13 protein-coding genes are annotated in these 19,482 nt (G+C 70.4%); 10 read left to right on the top strand and 3 right to left on the bottom strand.

From position 1 onward, the window contains the following. Window positions 1–388: 388 nt before the first annotated feature. From EHO50_RS44490 to EHO50_RS04295, 7 genes are all read left to right on the top strand, one after another. A complete protein-coding gene (locus EHO50_RS44490; protein WP_246101012.1) occupies window positions 389–1,387 on the top strand; it encodes a ComEA family DNA-binding protein in 999 nt (332 codons plus the stop codon). Next, complete coding sequence (locus EHO50_RS04320; RefSeq protein ID WP_246101011.1) at window positions 1,384–4,236, top strand: ComEC/Rec2 family competence protein; 2,853 nt, start codon at window positions 1,384–1,386, stop codon at window positions 4,234–4,236. Before EHO50_RS44490 ends, EHO50_RS04320 begins: the two co-directional genes overlap by 4 nt. Window positions 4,237–4,240: 4 nt before the next feature. Beyond that, window positions 4,241–5,080 (top strand): arylamine N-acetyltransferase family protein, encoded by an 840-nt coding sequence (locus EHO50_RS04315; protein ID WP_128428443.1) that lies wholly within the window; start codon window positions 4,241–4,243, stop codon window positions 5,078–5,080. Between the two features lie 128 nt (window positions 5,081–5,208). Beyond that, window positions 5,209–5,454, top strand: a complete 246-nt coding sequence (locus EHO50_RS04310; RefSeq protein ID WP_128428442.1) for a hypothetical protein — start codon at window positions 5,209–5,211, stop codon at window positions 5,452–5,454. Window positions 5,455–5,665: 211 nt separating this feature from the next. Then, complete coding sequence (gene holA / locus EHO50_RS04305; RefSeq protein ID WP_181449548.1) at window positions 5,666–6,655, top strand: DNA polymerase III subunit delta; 990 nt, start codon at window positions 5,666–5,668, stop codon at window positions 6,653–6,655. A 287-nt stretch (window positions 6,656–6,942) separates the two neighbouring features. Then, entirely contained in the window at window positions 6,943–7,338 is a 396-nt protein-coding gene (locus EHO50_RS04300) for a nuclear transport factor 2 family protein (RefSeq protein WP_128428440.1), read from the top strand. 83 nt (window positions 7,339–7,421) lie between these two features. Then, window positions 7,422–7,820 (top strand): nuclear transport factor 2 family protein, encoded by a 399-nt coding sequence (locus EHO50_RS04295; protein WP_128428439.1) that lies wholly within the window; start codon window positions 7,422–7,424, stop codon window positions 7,818–7,820. A gap of 218 nt (window positions 7,821–8,038) precedes the next feature. On the opposite strand, the gene rpsT is transcribed toward EHO50_RS04295, so the two are convergent. Continuing rightward, a complete protein-coding gene (gene rpsT / locus EHO50_RS04290; protein ID WP_128428438.1) occupies window positions 8,039–8,305 on the bottom strand; it encodes a 30S ribosomal protein S20 in 267 nt (88 codons plus the stop codon). A gap of 245 nt (window positions 8,306–8,550) precedes the next feature. On the opposite strand from rpsT, the gene lepA reads away from it, so the two are divergent. Both lepA and EHO50_RS04275 read left to right on the top strand, forming a co-directional pair. Then, window positions 8,551–10,419 (top strand): translation elongation factor 4, encoded by a 1,869-nt coding sequence (gene lepA / locus EHO50_RS04280; RefSeq protein WP_128428436.1) that lies wholly within the window; start codon window positions 8,551–8,553, stop codon window positions 10,417–10,419. Between the two features lie 273 nt (window positions 10,420–10,692). After that, complete coding sequence (locus EHO50_RS04275) at window positions 10,693–12,567, top strand: AMP-dependent synthetase/ligase (RefSeq protein WP_128428435.1); 1,875 nt, start codon at window positions 10,693–10,695, stop codon at window positions 12,565–12,567. Window positions 12,568–12,665: 98 nt separating this feature from the next. On the opposite strand, the gene EHO50_RS04270 is transcribed toward EHO50_RS04275, so the two are convergent. Beyond that, window positions 12,666–13,226 (bottom strand): response regulator, encoded by a 561-nt coding sequence (locus EHO50_RS04270; RefSeq protein ID WP_128428434.1) that lies wholly within the window; start codon window positions 13,224–13,226, stop codon window positions 12,666–12,668. Between the two features lie 12 nt (window positions 13,227–13,238). Further along, entirely contained in the window at window positions 13,239–17,321 is a 4,083-nt protein-coding gene (locus tag EHO50_RS04265; protein WP_425472126.1) for a HAMP domain-containing protein, read from the bottom strand. A 192-nt stretch (window positions 17,322–17,513) separates the two neighbouring features. On the opposite strand from EHO50_RS04265, the gene EHO50_RS04260 reads away from it, so the two are divergent. After that, on the top strand, window positions 17,514–19,454 hold the full coding sequence (locus tag EHO50_RS04260; protein ID WP_128428432.1) for a SpoIIE family protein phosphatase: 1,941 nt from the start codon (window positions 17,514–17,516) through the stop codon (window positions 19,452–19,454). Window positions 19,455–19,482: the final 28 nt, after the last annotated feature.

Below are 19,482 nucleotides of genomic sequence, written 5' to 3'. Positions count from 1 at the left end.
GGGCCGCGGCCCCCACTCCGACGGCCGCGCTCGCCCCCGACGACGCATGCATGTCCGGGGGCGGGCACGGCAGCGCCATGCGTCGGCGGAGGAGTTGCGGCGCAGGGCGGAGGTGATTTTCGCTGAACGGGCCGGGGAATGGCGGGAGTCGGGAGCGGGGCCGCCGCTGAGGGGGGAGGAGTATGTCCCGGGTTCAGGGGCGGGGGAGGAGCCTGCGTGGCGGGGACCTCGTGGTCCACGTGAGCTGCGTGATCCGCATGAGCCCTGTGAGCCGCGTGAGCCGCGTGAGCAGCGTGGACTCGCTTGGGAGGAGCCCGGTTGGCGTGCAGGGGCTGAGGAGTCGGAAGCGGGTCTGAGCGGCGCGCTGGGCGCTCGGGCGGGCGTCGGCATGGACGATCTGTACGGCGACTGGTCCGGGGGCTCGGGTGTGCCGCGTGTTGATGCGGCGAGGCGTCCGGATGTTCCGCGGGCCGATGTGGCGACCGGTCCGGATGTCCTGCGGGCTGATGTGCAGCTGGGCTCCGGTGCGCTGCTGGACTCCGATGTTCGGCGCGATGACACGGCAGTTGGCCCGGACATGCCGGATGCCGGCGCGGGTGCCAGTGCCTGCATCGCCGATGCCACCGCCAGTGCCGGGGCCGGGGCTGGTGAAGCGGGCGCTGGGGACTGGCGGGCGCGGGTCGGGCCGGCTTTGCGGGAGCGGATGCCGGTGTGGTTGCAGGCGAGGTGTGGGCTGGAGCGGCGGGGCGTGGTCGCGCTCACCGTGGTGCTCGTTCTCGCCGCCGGGTTCGCCGTGCAGCACTTCTGGGCCGGTCGGACGCAGTCCGTGCGGGCGCCCGAGGTGGTGCGGGCGGCGGCCCAGTACGGAGGAGGGGAGCCGGGTGCGGAGGCCGTCGCGGGTGCGTCGGCGACCGATGCGCCGGGTGCCGTGGGTACGGCTGCGGCGGAGATTGTCGTGGACGTCAGTGGCAAGGTCTGTGAGCCGGGGATCCATCGCCTGCCGGCGGGCTCGCGGGTCGCCGACGCGCTGCGCGTGGCCGGTGGGGTGCGTCCCGGCACGAACACCGACGGTCTCAACCGGGCCCGGTTCCTGGTGGACGGCGAGCAGGTGATCGTCGGTGGGCCGATTGCCGCCCCCGGGGCAGCTGCGGGCACGGGCTCGGGCGGTGCGGCGGTCGCGGGAGCCGCACCTGCCGGGCCGGTCTCCCTCAACACGGCCACCGTGGACCAGCTCGACACCCTCCCGGGCGTCGGTCCGGTGCTGGCGCAGCACATCATCGACTACCGCACCCAGCACGGTGGCTTCCGTTCGGTGGACGAGCTGCGTGAGGTCAATGGCATCGGCGACCGTCGTTTCGCCGATCTGCGGAATCTCGTGCAGCCATGAGGCACGACGTCCGCGCACCCGACCTCGCGCCTTCCCGCGCCGCCGTTCACGCTGCCTCCGGAAACCGGCTGGGTGCCTCCCACCCCCGACAGGAAGGGCCGACGGACCTCCGACTCGTCCCACCTGCGCTCGCCGCCTGGGCGACGGCGGCGCTGATGCTGGACGCCCCGACGGTGTGGGTGGGCGGTGCGGCGGTCGTATGCCTGGTCGCGGCGGGCGTACTGCTGCTGGTGCGGGGCGGTGGGGTGGGTCATGGTCGGGCGGCGGGGCCTGGGGTGGATTCCGTGTCTGGGGTGGATTCCGTGCTCGGGCAGGACTCTGTGCCCGCGCGGGACTCCGTGCCAGGACGGGACTCTGTGCCGGGGCACTTCACTCGGCCGCGTAGGCAGGGTTCAACGCCCCTGCGACTCACCTGGCCGCGTACCTCGGTCGCTTGGCCGCGCATTTCCGTCGCCGCTGTCCTGCTCTGCGTGGCCGCGGCCGCTGTCTCCGCCGGGCTGCACGGGGCCGATCTGCGGCGTGGGCCGGTGCCCGGGCTGGCGCGGGAGTACGCCACCGTGACCGCCGAGGTCGAGATCACTTCCGACCCCCGGCTCACCCGGCCCCGGGTCAAGGGGGATCACATGGCGCCGACCTCCGTGCTGATCAACGCGGACGTACGGCGCGTAGAGGAGGCGCACGGCACGGCGGTGGTGACGCGGGCGCCGGTGCTGATGATCGTCGACGCGAGGTCGAGGTCTTCTGGGGCGGGGGACGTGAATGGGGCGTCGAGGTCCCCTGGGGCTGGGGCTGGGTCTGGGGCTGGGGACGTCGACGGGGCGCCGAGACTCCCTGGGTCTGGACACCCCGACGGGGCGCCGAGGCCTCCTGGGTCTGGGATCGTCAGCGGGGCGTCGCAGCCCGCTGATGACCGACGTTCGCCCTGGTTGGGGCTCCTTCCCTCCACGCGGCTGCGGGTGACCGCGACGCTGGCGCCCGCACTGGCCGACGGGGACCGGATCGCTGCCGTACTGCGGGTGCGGGATCCGGGGGTGCCGGAGGTGGTGGGGGAGCCGTCGGGGGCGCAGCGGTTGGCGGGGCGGTTGCGGGCCGGGCTGCGGGAGGCGACCGACGGGCTGCCGACGGACGCGCGGGCGCTGCTGCCGGGGCTGGTGGTGGGTGACACCTCGCGGATCACTCCGGAGCTGGACGAGGCGTTCAAGGAGACCGACCTCGCGCATACGCTCGCCGTCTCCGGCAGCAACCTGACGATCATCCTCGCCCTGCTCATCGGCCCGCCAGGCCTGGCCCAGCGGGTCGAGCGCCGTGGGCTCGCGCCCCGCCTCGGCATCTCCCTGCGGACGACCGCGCTGCTCGGCGGAGCGCTCACTCTCGCGTTCGTCGTCGTGTGCCGACCGGACCCGAGCGTGTTGCGGGCCGCGGCCTGCGGGGCCGTAGCGCTGCTGGCCCTGGCGACCGGACGGCGCAGATCACTGATCCCGGCGCTGGCGACGGCCGTACTGCTGCTGGTGCTGTACGACCCTTGGCTGGCCCGCAGTTACGGCTTCCTGCTCTCCGTGCTGGCCACGGGCGCCCTGCTCACCCTCGCGCCCCGCTGGAGCACTGCGCTGCGGCGGCGCCGGGTGCCGCCACGGTTGGCCGAGGCGCTGGCGGCCGCGGCTGCCGCGCAGGCGCTGTGCGCGCCGGTCGTGGCGGTGCTGTCGGCTCGGGTGAGCCTGGTGGCGGTGCCGTGCAATCTGCTCGCGGAGTTCGCGATCGCGCCGGCCACGGTGCTGGGCTTCGCGGCGTTGGCGGCGGCACCGGCGGCGATGCCGTTGGCCAAGGTGCTGGCCTGGTGCGCGAGTTGGCCGACCGGGTGGATCGCGGACGTCGCCCGGACGGGCGCCGCGCTGCCCGGGGCCGGCGTGGACTGGCCCGGCAGTTGGACCGGTGCGGCGCTGCTCGCCCTCGCCACGGTGGTCTCCCTGCTCATCGGCCGGCGACTGCTGCGGCACCCCTGGTGGTGCGGTGTCTGCGGCGCGCTGCTCCTGCTGGTGGTCCTGCAGCCACCGCCGCTGACCAGGGTGGTCACGGGGTGGCCGCCGCCCGGGTGGCGGTTCGCGATGTGCGACGTGGGGCAGGGCGACGCGACGGTGCTCGCGGCGGGCGAGGGGACGGGCGTGGTCGTGGACGCCGGACCCGACCCGACGCTGGTCGACCGGTGCCTGCGCACGCTCGGCATCACCAGGATCCCGCTCGTCGTGCTGACCCACTACCACGCCGATCATGTGGCGGGCCTGCCCGGCGTGCTGCGTGGGCGCGCGGTGGGTGCCATCGAGACGACGGGGCACGAAGAGCCCGTGGATCAGGTGGAGTTCGTACGCAGGGAGGCGGCCGCCCGGCGCATTCCCGTGACGCGGGCCGCCGCCGGGGAGGAGCGGCGTACCGGGGCGCTGAGCTGGCAGGTCGTCTGGCCGCCGGCACAGCCCGCCCTGGCCCCGGACGGGCCGAACGACGCCAGTGTCACCCTGCTCGTCCGTTCGGCCGGGCTGCGGCTCCTGCTGCTCGGGGATCTGGAACCCCCGGCCCAGCGGGCGTTGTTGAGGTCACCGGCGGGGGCGCTGCTGGGCGGGGTGGACGTGCTCAAGGTCGCTCACCACGGCTCGGCGTACCAGGACCCGGAGCTCATACGCAGGGCGGCGCCGCGGCTGGCATTGATCAGCTGCGGTGCGGACAACCCTTACGGACATCCGGCTCCCAGCACTGTCGCGGCGCTGCGGGCGCAGGGCGCTGTGGTGCTGCGGACGGACGAGGACGGGGCGCTGGCGGTCGCGGGTACGGGCGCGGAGCTGCGGGTGGCGGGAGACTGAGGGCATGGATTCCGTTGAGGTTGATGCTTATCTCCGCCGCCTGGGGGGCGAGCACCCGGCGTGGCCGACCGTGGACGTGCTGCGCGAGCTGCATCTGCGCCATCTGCAGACCGTGCCCTTCGAGAACCTGTCGATCCACCTCGGCGAGGAGCTCGTGCTGGAGGAGAAGCGGCTGCTGGACAAGGTGGTGGGGGCTGGACGGGGCGGGTTCTGCTACGAACTGAACGGGGTGTTCGGGGCGTTGCTCACCGCGCTGGGCTTCGATGTGACGCTGCTCGCGGCGCGGGTCCACGGGAAGGAGGGGCGGCTCGGGATTCCCTACGACCACATGGCGCTGAAGGTGCGGACGGTGGACGGGGGCACATGGCTGGCGGACGTCGGTTTCGGGGCGCACAGTCACTATCCGCTGGCGTTCGAGGCGCGGGGTGAGCAGGTGGATCCGGCGGGTGTGTTCCGGATCGTCGAGGCCGGGCCGGACGCGGCCGGGGTACGTGGCGGGCACGACGTGGCGGAGGCGGCGGACCTGGACGTCGTCATGGACGGCAGACCGGAGTACCGGCTGGAGCGGCGGCCACGGGTGCTCGGCGACTTCGTGGCCGGGGCGTGGTGGCACAGCACCTCGCCGAGCTCGCACTTCACGCAGTCGCTGGTGTGCTCGCGGGTGACGGAGGAGGGAGGGCGGATCACACTCAGCGGGCGCGCGCTCAAGGCGACGGCGGCCGACGGGACACGTGAGGAGCGGGAGTTGGGCACGGACGAGGAGGTGCTGCGGGCGTACCGGGAGCGGTTCGGGATCGAGCTGGATCAGGTGCCGACGGTGCGCAAGCCCGACCGTGGCGGCTGATTCGGGGAGTGGGGCCACCCAGGCCGCTCGGCGCTACCGCGGGGCTACTCGGGCCACTCGGGGCCACGGAGCGGCTCGTCCGGGACCCGGCACAGGTTCGTCTCTCGAGGGTGTCTGAGAATTGCTCCGTGAGCGATGTGAGACATGTGCTGGTGCTACCCGATCGTGACGCGGCGGAGCAGGCCGCGGAGGCGCTCGGGGCGCGGTTCGGGATCGATGAGGAGCCGCGGCTGGTGCGGGATGCGCTGGCCGGGGAGGACGATGCCGAGGATGCGCAGTGGTTGGTGGTGCTGCGGGACGAGGAAGGGCGGCTGGACCCGGGGGAGCTGGACGAGTTCGCGGGGGAGTGGGACGGCTGGCGGGAGGAGCCGTAGGCCGATCGCTGCAGCCTTGTAGATAGAAGGGGCAGCGCTGGGCGGCGCCGCTCGTCCTGCCCGCTACCGGTGCCGGTGCCGGTGCGGTGCCCGTGCCGTTGCGCCAGGCCCAGGCCCAGGCCCAGGCCCAGGCGCAAGCCCAGGGGCAGGTGCGGGCTGGTGGTGACCCGGGCGAGCCGCGTTGTCAGTGGCCCGTGCCATGCTTGTCGCGATGGCCAGGAAGAGTGCGACTGACGACCTCCTCGCTCCCGTGACCCTAGCCGTGGGTCAGGAGGAGCTGCTGCTCGATCGTGCCGTGCGGGAGGTGGTGCTTGCGGCCAGGGCCGCCGATGCGGACACGGATGTGCGGGAGCTGACCCCGGACCAGTTGCAGCCGGGCACGCTGGCCGAGTTGACCAGCCCCTCGCTGTTCGCGGAGCGCAAGGTCGTGGTCGTGCGCAATGCGCAGGATCTGTCGGCGGACACGATCAAGGACGTGACGGCGTATCTGGTGTCGCCGGCCGAGGAGATCACCCTGGTGCTGCTGCACGCCGGTCAGGCCAAGGGCAAGAAGCTGCTCGACGCCGCGCGCAAGGCGGGGGCGCGGGAGGTGGCCTGCCCGAAGATGACCAAGCCGGCGGACCGGCTGGCGTTTGTGCGCAGTGAGTTCCGGGCGACCGGGCGGTCCGCGACCCCAGAGGCCTGCCAGGTGCTGGTCGACGCCATCGGGAGCGATTTGCGGGAGCTGGCGTCCGCGGTGAGTCAGCTGGTCGCCGATGTCGAGGGGACGATCGACGAGGCCGTCGTCGGGCGGTATTACACCGGCCGCGCCGAGGCGTCGAGCTTCACCGTCGCCGACCGGGCCGTGGAGGGGCGGGCGGCCGAGGCGCTGGAGGCGCTGCGGTGGTCCCTTGCCACCGGCGTGGCACCCGTCCTGATCACCAGTGCACTCGCGCAGGGTGTACGGGCCATCGGCAAGCTGTCCTCCGCGCGCGGCGGCCGCCCCGCCGACCTCGCTCGCGAGCTGGGCATGCCGCCCTGGAAGATCGACCGCGTCCGGCAGCAGATGCGGGGGTGGACGCCCGACGGAGTGGCGGTCGCGCTGCAGGCGGTCGCCGAGGCCGACGCCGGCGTGAAGGGTGGCGGGGACGACCCGGAGTACGCCCTGGAGAAGGCCGTCGTCGCCATCGCGCGAGCGGCGCGGTCGCGGGGGCGGGCCTAGGCCGACCGGCGGATCCTGCCGGGGCCGCCGGGTGCTTGGCACGCCCTCCCAGCCCCTCCGAGCCCTCCGAGCCCTCCGAGCCCACCCGAGGTTCCATGCCCTCCCCCAAGCTTCTTCGAGCCGGGGCCCCCAGCAGCGGCACTGCCCTCCTCCGCCTTGAGGCGATCGACGTGATCGGACTGATCGACGTGACTGATCGACGTGATCGAGTCGACTGCACGTCGGTGAAGAGGAGAATCGGGGTGTCAGCCGTAACGCATCCATGTGATGGAGAGGTGGCGACGGCCATGGCTGAACACCCGCACGCGACGCTCGTCCGCAAGGGCTACGAGGCCTTCACACGCGGCGACCTGGACGGCCTGCGTGGGCTGCTGGCGGGGGACTGCACGTATCACTTCCCAGGCAATAACCCGCTGTCGGGCGACTACAAGGGGCAGGACGCGATCCTCGACGTGTTGCGGCGGTTCTTCGAGGAGACGAACGGGACGTTGCGGGCGGAGCTACGGAACGTCCTCGTCGACGGTCGGGGCCATGCGATGTCCCTGCACCGCTCCACGGCTGAGCGCCGGGGCAAGCACATCGAGCTGAACGGCGGCATCGTCTTCCGGATCGTCGGGGACAAGGTCACCGACCTCGACGAGTGCTTCGACGAACTGGACAAGCTCGACGACTTCTGGTCGTGATCCACTGGCCTCGCCACCATCGCAGAGGACAATCAGGGGTATCAGCCGTAACGCATCCATGCGATGGAGAGGTGGCGACAGCCATGGCTGAACATCCGCACGCAGCGCTCGTCCGCAAGGGCTACGAAGCTTTCCAACGCGGAGACATGGACACCCTGCGCTCCATGATGACCGGGGACTGTGCGCACCACGTGCCCGGCTCCCATCCGCTGTCGGGGGACTTCAAAGGGATCGACTCGATCCTCGACGGCTACTACGGCCGGCTCTATTCGGAGACGGGCGGGTCGTTCCAGGTCGAGCTGCGCGGCATATTCGTCGACGGCCGCGGGCACGCCATGTCCGTGCACCGCTTCACCGCTGACCGGGGCGACAAGCACATCGACGAGGACGGCGGCATCGTCTTCCGGATCGTCGGCGACAAGATCACCGATCTCGACGAGTGCGTCGCCGACATCGACAAGGGCAACGACTTCTGGTCGTGAGCCGGCCATGGTGCCGTGACGCAGCCATGTGATCGTGACGCAGCCATGCCGAAGGCCCCGGCGCCCGCCCTGGGGAAGGGCGAGGTGCCGGGGCCTTCGGTTGAAGCTTCTGAGCCCGTACCCGCGTGGCGAACGCAGGCCGCGTACAGGCTCGGGGTGCCGGACGGGAGCGGATGAGAGAGGGCCCGCTCGAGTCCCTCCGGCGATCAAATCAAGTGTCAGCCCTTGAGAGCAGAGACCTTCGAAGCCAGCGCCGACTTCTTGTTGGCAGCCTGGTTCTTGTGGATGACGCCCTTGGAGACGGCCTTGTCGAGCTGACGCGCGGCAGCGCGCTGGTACTCGGTGGCCTTCTCGAGGTCACCCGCGGCAGCGGCCTCACGGGCCTTGCGGATCGCGGTCTTCAGGGAGGACTTGACGGCCTTGTTGCGCAGCCGAGCCTTCTCGTTGGTCTTGATCCGCTTGATCTGGGACTTGATGTTCGCCACTGATGAGCCTTTTCAGGTTCAGGCACGGGGCCAGGAGGATTCCGTACAAGGAAGGATCCGGGTCCCGTACCAGGTGATTTCTTGGAGTTGTGCCTCGCGCTGAGAGGGCATGAGACACAGCCACCCAGACTACCAGTGGCCCGGCCGACGGCCCAAAACGGTCGCCGGTCGCCGCCCGTGGGACCATGGAAGCTACGTATCGATCCGACCCGAGGCATAAGGCGCCTCAAGAGACAGGACCCTGCGTGCCCGCGACCCCTAACAATGTGCCCGAGCCGAGCCGTACCGACCCGGCTCTGATCCGCAATTTCTGCATCATCGCGCACATCGACCACGGCAAGTCCACGCTCGCCGACCGGATGCTCCAGCTGACCGGTGTGGTCGAGCAGCGGCAGATGCGTGCTCAGTACCTCGACCGGATGGACATCGAGCGCGAGCGCGGCATCACGATCAAGTCCCAGGCGGTGCGGCTGCCGTGGGCTCCGACCCACGACAAGAGCAACACGCACATCCTCAACATGATCGACACCCCGGGGCACGTCGACTTCACCTACGAGGTCTCGCGGTCGCTCGCCGCCTGCGAGGGGACCATCCTCCTCGTCGACGCCGCCCAGGGCATCGAGGCCCAGACCCTCGCCAACCTCTACCTGGCGATGGAGAACGACCTCACGATCATCCCCGTACTGAACAAGATCGACCTGCCGGCCGCGCAGCCCGAGAAGTTCGCCGAGGAGCTCGCCAACCTGGTCGGGTGCGACCCGGACGACGTGCTGCGGGTCTCCGCCAAGACCGGTGTCGGTGTCGACGCCCTGCTCGACCGGGTGGTCAAGGAGGTCCCCGCGCCGGTCGGCGTCAAGGACGCCCCCGCCCGCGCGATGATCTTCGACTCGGTCTACGACTCCTACCGGGGCGTGGTCACGTACGTCCGTGTCATCGACGGCCAGCTCAACAAGCGCGAGCGCATCAAGATGATGTCGACGGGTGCCACGCACGAGCTGCTGGAGATCGGGACGAACTCGCCCGAGATGCTCGGCGCCGACGGTCTCGGCGTCGGCGAGGTGGGCTATCTGATCACCGGTGTGAAGGACGTCCGCCAGTCCAAGGTCGGTGACACCGTCACCAGCCAGGCCAAGGGCGCCACCCAGGCCCTCGGCGGGTACAAGGACCCGAAGCCGATGGTCTTCTCCGGCCTGTATCCGCTGGACGGCTCCGACTACCCGGAGCTGCGCGAGGCCCTGGACAAGCTCCAGCTCAACGACGCCGCCCTCGTCTACGAGCCGGAGACCTCCGCCGCGCTCGGCTTCGGCTTCCGCGTCGGCTTCCTGGGACTCCTGCACCTCGACGTGATCCGTGAGCGGCTGGAGCGCGAGTTCGGCCTCGACCTCATCGCCACCGCGCCCAACGTGGTCTACCGGGTCGTGATGGAGGACGGCACCGAGCACACCGTCACCAACCCGAGCGAGTTCCCCGAGGGCAAGATCAACGAGGTGTACGAGCCGGTCGTGCGCGCCACGATCCTGGCGCCGACCGAGTTCATCGGCTCGATCATGGAGCTGTGCCAGACCCGGCGCGGCACCCTCCTCGGCATGGACTACCTGTCCGAGGACCGGGTCGAGATCCGCTACACCCTGCCGCTCGCGGAGATCGTCTTCGACTTCTTCGACCAGCTGAAGTCGAAGACGCGTGGTTACGCGTCGCTGGACTACGAGCCCACGGGCGAGCAGACCTCCAGCCTGGTCAAGGTCGACATCCTGCTGCACGGCGACAAGGTGGACGCCTTCTCCGCGATCACCCACAAGGACGCCGCGTACGCCTACGGTGTGCGGCTCGTCGCCAAGCTGCGCGAGCTCATCCCGCGGCAGGCCTTCGAGGTGCCCATCCAGGCCGCCATCGGCTCCCGGGTCATCGCCCGCGAGACCATCCGCGCCATCCGCAAGGACGTCCTCGCCAAGTGCTACGGCGGCGACATCTCCCGTAAGCGCAAGCTGCTGGAGAAGCAGAAGGAAGGCAAGAAGCGGATGAAGATGGTGGGTTCCGTGGAGGTTCCGCAGGAGGCCTTCATCGCCGTGCTGAGCAGCGATGACAGCGCGGGGTCGGGCAAGGGCAAGAAGTAACCGCCGGTAACACAGGGTGGCCTGGCAAACCGGTGCATCAGGGGTCCGTCGTACGCAAGTGCGGCGGGCCCCTGCGCGTACAGCGGGTAGGTCTCTGGATGAAGTGACAGGCCGTTGCCCCTTACGCGGTGGCCGGTCGGCCTTTACTCTGATCCCTGCTCGATAGTTACTCGCGAGTTAAACAACGGCTCGCGAGTGAAAACCGCCGTTATGAGCCGACCGAAGAGCCGGCTTTTGAGCCAGCCGCACAGTCGCGGGCCCCCGGAGGATGTCGTGAGCGACACACAGACACTGATCGAGAACCGTCCGCCGACCGTGGCGGCCCTCTTCCTGGAGCGCGTGGCGGCGACACCGGACGCCGAGGCATACCGCCATCCCGTACCGGCTGCCTCGGGTGAGGGCCCGGACGAGTGGAAGTCGCTGAGCTGGGCGCAGGCCGCCGAGCGGGTCTACGCGATCGCGGCCGGCCTCATCGAGCTGGGCGTCCAGCCCGAGCAGCGGGTTGCCCTCGCCTCCTCGACCCGGATCGAGTGGATCCTCGCCGACCTGGGCATCATGTGCGCCGGCGCAGCCACCACCACCGTGTATCCGCAGACCAACGCCGACGAGTCGGCGTTCATCCTCGCCGACTCCGAGAGCCGCGTGCTCATCGCCGAGGACGCGTCCCAGCTGGCCAAGGCGCAGGAGAAGCGCGCCGAGCTGCCGTACCTCACGCACGTCGTCGTCATCGACCCGGCCGGCGTCGAGACCGCCGACTGGATCCTCACCCTCGACGAGCTGGAGAAGCGCGGCGCGGCCCGGCTGGAGAAGGACGCCGACCTGGTCAAGGAGCGGGTCGGCGCGATCACCAAGGACCAGCTGGCCACCCTCATCTACACCTCCGGCACCACCGGCCGTCCCAAGGGCGTACGCCTGCCGCACGACAACTGGTCGTACATGGCGAAGGCGACCGCCGCGACCGGGCTGATCAGCAGCGAGGACGTGCAGTACCTGTGGCTGCCGCTCGCGCACGTCTTCGGCAAGGTGCTCACCTCGGGGCAGATCGAGGTCGGCCACGTCACCGCCGTCGACGGCCGTGTCGACAAGATCATCGAGAATCTGCCGGTCGTGCAGCCGACGTACATGGCGGCCGTCCCGCGCATCTTCGAGAAGGTCTACAACGGGGTCGCCGCCAAGGCCCGCGCGGCCGGCGGCGCCAAGTACAAGATCTTCCAGTGGGCCGCCGGGGTCGCCCGCGAGTACGCCAAGGTCACCCAGGACAACTTCCGGCGCACCGGCACCCACTCCGCGCCGTTCGGCCTCGCCGCCAAGCACAAGGTCGCGGACACGCTCGTGTACGCCAAGATCCGTGAGGCCTTCGGCGGCAACCTGCGCGCCTGTGTGTCCGGCAGCGCCGCCCTCTCCCCGGAGATCGGCTACTTCTTCGCCGGCGCCGGCATCCACATCCTGGAGGGCTACGGGCTCACGGAGTCCTCGGCCGCGTCCTTCGTGAACCCGGGTGAGGCGTACCGCACCGGCACGGTCGGCAAGCCGCTGCCCGGCACGGAGGTCCGCATCGCCGAGGACGGGGAGATCCTGCTGCGGGGTCCCGGCATCATGGAGGGCTACCACGGGCTGCCCGACAAGACCGCCGAGGTGCTGGAGAGTGACGGCTGGTTCCACACCGGCGACATCGGCGAGCTGTCCCCGGACGGGTACCTGCGCATCACCGACCGCAAGAAGGACCTCATCAAGACGTCGGGCGGCAAGTACATCGCGCCGGCCGAGGTCGAGGGGCAGTTCAAGGCGGTGTGCCCGTACGTGTCCAACATCCTGGTGCACGGGGCCGACCGGAACTTCTGCACGGCGCTGATCGCGCTGGACGAGCCCTCGATCCTGGCGTGGGCCGAGGAGAACGGGCTCGCCGGGAAGTCGTACGCGGAGGTCGTCGCCGCCCCGGTCACCGTCGAGATGGTCGACGGGTACGTCAGGAAGCTCAACGAGGGGCTTCAGAAGTGGCAGACCATCAAGAAGTTCCGGCTTCTGCCGCGGGACCTCGATGTGGAGCACGGGGAGATCACGCCGAGCCTGAAGTTGAAGCGGCCGGTGGTGGAGCGGGAGTACAAGGGGCTGATCGAGGAGATGTACGCGGGTACGCGCGAGGCGTAGCGCCGTAACGGAGGGGTGGCGGAGGACTGCCGGCGGCTGCGGGTGGTACGTGGTTGCTCGCGCAGTTCCCGCGCCCCTTCGGGGCGGGACGCGCATCCCTAACCGACAAGTCGGCGTATCTCGTGGACCCTGGCGCGCAGGTCCGTCAGGTTCGCGGGAGTGTCACCGGAGAGTTGGTCCTCCAAAGCCGCCAGCTGAGCGCTCAGCTCTCGGCTGTGTACGTGCTCGCGGCTCAGCAGGCGCTCCAGCTGCTGGTTCTTGCGGTGCAGGTCGAGGAAGACGCTGACCTTCGCGCGCAGTACCCACGGATCGAACGGCTTGGTCAAGTAGTCCGCGGCGCCCGTCGCGTAGCCGCGGAAGGCGTAGCCGGGCTCGTCCTCCGCGCCGGTCAGGAAGATGATCGGGACGTCCTTGGTCTGGTCGAGCCGTTTGATGTTCGTGGCGGTCTCGAAGCCGTCCATGCCTGGCATGCGGACGTCGAGCAGGACCAGCGCGAAGCGTTGCCGTAGCAGCGCCTTCATCGCCTCCTCGCCCGAACGCGCGCGCACGAGCGGCTCGTTGAGGGACCCCAGGACGGCCTCCAGCGCGATCAGGTTGTCCTCCATGTCGTCGACGAGGAGGATGCCGGCACGCTCGTCGGTCGTTGCCTCAGCGCTCATGGTGAAGTGGCCTCATTCGGTGATCGTCGGCGGGACGACCTCTTCCTCGTCGGAAGTGCTCGGTCCCGGCGCTGTGGTGGTGTCCGGTTCCGCGGCACGCTCTTGCCGCTCCGCGCCCTCGGGGTCCAGGAGGTCGCAGACGACGGTCAGGAGCTGATCCACGTCCACCGGTTTCGGTACGTAGTCGTTGGCGCCCCGCGCGATGGATTTCTCCCGGTCTCCGGGCATGGCCTTCGCGGTCAGCGCGACGATGGGCAGGTCCGTCCAGCGCGGGGTGCGGCGGATGGCGGAGATCGTCTCGTAGCCGTCCATCTCCGGCATCATGATGTCCATCAGGACGAGTTCGACGTCCGGGTTCCGCTCCAGCGTCTCGATGCCCTCGCGGCCGTTCTCGGCGTACAGGACGGGCATGCCGACCCGGCCCAGGACATGGGTGAGCGCGAAGACGTTGCGGATGTCGTCGTCCACTATCAACACCCGTCGGCCCGGGAGCACCTGGCCCGCCCGGCCCGTCTGCCACGCCTCCAGCTTGGTCGGCGTCGGCCAGGAGTCGTCCGCGTCGTGGGTGGTCGAGAAGCGCTCGGCCGACAGCTGCTCCGGCACCGGCAGCGGACGGTCCTCGGGCACCGGGCCGGTCGCCGCGTGACCGGGGCTGACGACCGGGACGTACAGCGTGAACGTGGAGCCCTTGCCGGGCTCGCTCTCGGCGACGATACGGCCGCCCAGCAGGCCCGCGATCTCCCGGCTGATGGACAGACCGAGGCCCGTGCCGCCGTACTTGCGGTTGGTCGTGCCGTCGGCCTGCTGGAACGCCTCGAAGATCACCGGGAGCTTCTCCGCCGCGATGCCGATACCGGTGTCGGTCACCGCGAACGCGATCACCTCGTCGCCCTCGTGGACGTAGTGGTGCTCGGGGTCCTTCACCCGGTTCACCCGCAGCTCGACCCGGCCCGTCGCGGTGAACTTGATCGCGTTGGACAGCAGGTTGCGCAGGATCTGCTGCAGGCGCTGCTCGTCCGAGTACATCTCGCGCGGCACGTCCTCGCCCACCGACACCTCGAAGGCGAGTCCCCGGTCGAGGGTCAGGGGGCGGAAGGTGGCGTGGACGTAGTCCAGGAGCTTGATGAGCGGCAGCTTCTTCGGGCGTACGTCCATCCGGCCCGCCTCGATCTTCGACAGGTCCAGGATGTCGTTGATCAGCTGGAGCAGGTCGGAGCCGGAGCGGTGGATCGTCGTCGCGAACTGCACCTCCTGGTCGGAGAGGTGGCCGTCCGGGTTGTCCGAGAGCAGCCTCGCCAGGATCAGCAGGGAGTTCAGCGGGGTGCGCAGTTCGTGGGACATGTTGGCCAGGAACTCCGACTTGTACTGGGAGCTGGTCGCCAGCAGTGCTGCCTTCTCCTCCAGTTCGGCGTTGGAGCGCTGCAGCTCCGCCTGTTGCATCTGGAGTTCGTCCGAGCGTTCCTGGAGCTGCATGGCCAGGCGCTGGGACTCGCCGAGCAGTGACTCCGTACGGGAGTTGGCGATGATCGTGTTGATCGCCACGGCGATGGTGTTCACGAACTGGTCGAAGAACGCCAGGTGCACGTCGGAGAAGCGGGAGAAGGACGCCAGCTCGATCACGCCGAGGAGCTTGTCCTCGAAGAGGATCGGGATGATGACGACGCTGGTGGGGGCCGCCTCACCGAGCCCACTGTTGATCTTGATGTAGTCCGGCGGGGCCTCCTCGACGAGGATCCGCTTCTTCTCGCGGGCCGCCTGCCGGACCAGGCCGTGCACCGGGAGTCCGCCGGTCTCGACGGTCGCGCCCTGCGCCGAGCCGTACCCGGCGATGAAGGCCAGCCCCTTCGCGGGAATCGTGGTGCGCAGCGCGGCGCTCTCCTCGTCCGGGTCGGCCAGGAAGAACGCGCCGTACTGGGCGTTCACCAGCGGGGTCAGCTCGCGCAGCAGCAGGTCGGCGACCTCCATCAGGTCGCGGTGGCCCTGCATCAGGGCCGCGAGGCGGGCCAGGTTGGACTCCAGCCAGTCCTTGGCGCGGGTCGTCTCGCGGAGGTTGGCCACCATCAGGTTGATGTTGTCCTTCAGCTCGGCGACCTCGCCGCGCGTCTCGACCGTGATCGAGCGGGACATGTCGCCCTGGGCCACGGCGGAGGCGACCTCGGCGATCGCGCGGACCTGGGTGGTCAGGTTCGACGCCAGCTCGTTCACGTTCGTCGTCAGGCGCTTCCAGGTGCCGTACACGCCCTCGACCCGGGCCTGACCGCCGAGTTGGCCCTCGGAGCCGACCTCTCGGGCCACGCGGGTGACCTCGGAGGAGAAGGAGGACAGGGTGTCGACCATCGTGTTGATGGCGGTCTTCAGCTCCAGGATCTCGCCGCGCGCGTCCACGTCGATCTTCTTGGAGAGGTCGCCGTTGGCGACGGCCGTGGTGACCTGGGCGATGTTCCGCACCTGTGAGGTGAGGTTGTCGGCCATGTAGTTGACGTTGTCGGTCAGGTCCCGCCAGACCCCGGAGACGCCCAGCACCTGCGCCCGCCCGCCGAGCCGGCCGTCGGTGCCGACCTCGCGGGCCACGCGGGTGACCTCGTCGGCGAAGGCGCGCAGCTGCTGCACCATCGTGTTGACGGTGTCCTTGAGTTCGAGGATCTCGCCGCGGGCGTCGACGGTGATCTTCTTCGACAGGTCGCCGTTGGCCACGGCTGTCGTCACCTGGGCGATGTTGCGGACCTGGGAGGTCAGGTTCAGCGCCATGAAGTTGACGTTGTCGGTGAGGTCCTTCCAGACGCCGGAGACGCCTCGGACCTGGGCCTGACCGCCGAGGTTTCCTTCGGTGCCGACCTCGCGGGCGACCCTCGTCACCTCGTCGGCGAAGGCGGAGAGCTGGTCCACCATCGTGTTGATGGTCGACTTCAGTTCGAGGATCTCGCCCTTCGCCTCGACCGTGATCTTCTTGCCGAGGTCGCCCTGGGCCACGGCGGTGGACACGAGGGCGATGTTGCGGACCTGGGAGGTCAGGTTGTCCGCCATGAAGTTGACGTTGTCGGTGAGGTCCTTCCAGACGCCGGAGACGCCCCGCACCTGAGCCCGCCCGCCCAGGTTTCCTTCGGTGCCGACCTCGCGGGCCACGCGCGTGACCTCGTCGGCGAAGGCGGAGAGCTGGTCCACCATCGTGTTGATGGTCGACTTGAGCTCCAGGATCTCGCCCTGGGCGTCGACGGTGATCTTCTGGCTCAGGTCGCCGTTGGCCACGGCCGTCGTCACCTGGGCGATGTTGCGGACCTGGGAGGTCAGGTTCGACGCCATGAAGTTGACGTTGTCGGTGAGGTCCTTCCAGACGCCGGAGACGCCCCGCACCTGAGCCCGCCCGCCCAGCTGCCCTTCCGTGCCCACCTCACGGGCGACCCTCGTCACCTCGTCGGCGAACGCGGAGAGCTGGTCCACCATCGTGTTGACGGTCAGCTTCAGTTCGAGCAGCTCGCCGGTCGCCTCGACGGTGACCGTGCGGGTCAGGTCGCCGCGGGCCACCGCCGTGGTCACCAGGGCGATGTCACGCACCTGGGCCGTCAGCCGGGACGCCATCGTGTTGACGGCCTCGGTCACGTCCCGCCAACTGCCCGACAGGCCCTGCACCTTGGCCCGGCCACCCAGCCGGCCCTCGGTGCCGACCTCGCGGGCGACGCGGGTGACCTCGCCGGTGAACAGGGAGAGCTGGTCGACCATCTTGTTCACGGCCCGGCCCAGGCGGCGCAGGTCGCCGCGTAACTGGCGGCTGCCGTCGTGCAGATCGACCCGTTGGGTGAGGTCGCCGCCGGCCACCGCGTCGAGCACACGCGTCGCGTTCGCCGCCGGGGCCACCAAGGCGTCGAGCACGTGGTTGACGTCGTTGACGCGGGTCGTCCAGTCGCCCGGCCCCGGGCTCGCCGAGAGCCGCTCGTCGAGTCGGCCGTGGCGTACCAACTCCCGCTTGACCCGCTGCACTTCACGGTTGAAGTGCGTACTGCGGTCCATGATCTGGTTGAAGACCGCCGTCAGCTCGGCCACCACTCCCTCACCGGCCTCCGGCAGCCTGCGGAAGTCGCCGTCTCGGGCCGCGGTCATCGCGGCGAGCAGCGGGCGTAGATCCGATGCTCGAATTTGACCGTCTTTCTGTCCGTCTTCGAGCACACGCGTAGCACGGTTCTCACTCATGGCGGCCCACTTCGGTAACTCGGTGCTTATGGGCGTGGCCAGTCTGTCACTCTGTCGGCGTCGACTGAGGCGTATTCGTCCGAACCGTTCGGGGAGCTGTCCATGGGGGCCATTCCGGCACAACGGGAGACCGTTACCCGTGCCTGTGGTGCGCCTGCGCACGAGCCGGGGCACCCCGAGACCCGCACCACCCTCCCCGGCAGCCCGCTCTCCCCGGGCTCCGCCCGCACCCTCGTGCGCAACACCCTGACCGAATGGGCCGCCTCCGGCATCCCCGGCACCGAGCACCTCACCGAACGTCTCGTCGACGACGCCGTCGTGGCCGTCAGCGAGCTCGTCACCAACGCCGTCGTGCACGCCGGTACCGATGTCGAGCTCACCTGCCGACTGGAGGAGGACACCGGCGCCCTCGTCGTCGAGGTCCTCGACCACCACCCCTCGCGGGCCCCGCGCGACGCGGAGATCGAGGCGCCGTACGAGACACCGGAGTACGGGCGCGGACTGCGGCTGGTGTCCCGCCTCGCCGAGTCCTGGGGCGTCACCTATCGCACCGGCGCCAAGATCGTGTGGGCGCGGCTGCCCGCCGAGGACCCCATCGCGGCCAGGGACGACGTCGAGGCGTACGCCGAGGAGCGTGCGCTGGAGCGCGGGCTGCGCGTCGCCGAGATCCTCGCCCCGGAGCCCCAGCGCGCCGAGCGGGACCGGGACTGGCTCAACCGGGGCGCCCTGTCGTTCCTCGCCGAGGCCTCCGACCTGCTCGCCGGGCAGCTCGACGAGAACCTGGTCGCCGCGCTGGCCGGCCAGCTGATCGTGCCTCGGCTGGCGGACTGGTGCGCGGTGTGGCTGGAGGACGAGATGGCCGGACGCTGGGGATACCCCCGATCCGGTGACGCCGAGGGCGGCGGAGGCTGGACGGCGGACGCCGTCGTGGGCACCGGGCCCCGGCTGGCCCGGGTCTGGCACGGCTCCGAGAACCTCATCGAGGAACTCCGCCGCGCCCTGGAGAAGGAGCCGCCGCATTCCCCCGACAACCACCGCACCGGGCCCGTCCCCTATCCCTGGCCCGGTGAGGCGCTCGGCGCGCGCGGGGTGCGCGGCACGGCGCTGGCGTACCGCCTGATCGCCGGCGGCCGCCCGCTGGGCACGCTGGTCATCGGGCGGGCCGACCTCATGCGCTTCCCCGACGAGGTCACCGGGCTCGTCGAGGACCTCAGCCGCCGGGTGGCCCTCGCCATCGGCGCCGCCCGCCAGTACGCCCGGCAGGCCACCATCAGCCGGGTCCTGCAGCGCGGTCTGCTGCCCGGTGCCGTCGCGGAGATCCCCGGGGTGGCCAGCGCCCTGGTGTACGAGCCGTGCGACAAGGGCGGCCCGAGCGGTGACTTCTACGACCTCTTCCCGGCCGGCGACGGCCGCTGGTGCTTCGCCATCGGCGACGTCCAGGGCAAGGGCCCCGAGGCGGCCGTGGTGATCGGCATCGCCCGGCCCTGGCTGCGGCTCCTCGCCCGCGAGGGCTACCGCGTCGCCGACGTCCTCGACCGCCTCAACCAGCTCCTCCTCGACGACGCCACGGAGGCCGCCGACGCCGCCGCCCGCGCCCTGGTCGGCCCGGTCCCACCCGGCGACGGCCCGCAGACCCGCTTCCTCTCCCTGCTCTACGGCGAACTGACCCCGTTCGACGGCGGCATCCGCTGCACCCTCGCCTCCGCCGGACACCCGCTCCCCTTGCTGCTGGGCGCGGGCGGCGAGGTCCACACGGCCGCGCACCCGCAGACCCTCCTCGGGGTCGTCGAGGACGCGACGTACACCAGCGAGACCTTCGAGCTGCGCTCCGGCGACACCCTGCTGTGCGTGACCGACGGGGTGACGGAGCGACGCAGCGGCTCCCGCCAGTTCGACGACGGCGACGGCCTCGCGACCGCGCTCGCCGGGTGCACGGGCCTGAACGCCGAGCTGATCGCGGAACGCATCCGAAGGCTGGTGCACGAGTTCAGCGGCCGTCCGCCGGAGGACGATCTGGCGCTGCTGGTACTGCAGGCCGAGTAGCGGGTTCCGGGGAGTACGCGCGCGTGCT

It is taken from the genome of Streptomyces cyaneus, from assembly GCF_004028635.1.
Classification (GTDB): domain Bacteria; phylum Actinomycetota; class Actinomycetes; order Streptomycetales; family Streptomycetaceae; genus Streptomyces; species Streptomyces cyaneus.
This window is presented reverse-complemented; position numbering and strand designations above follow the sequence as displayed.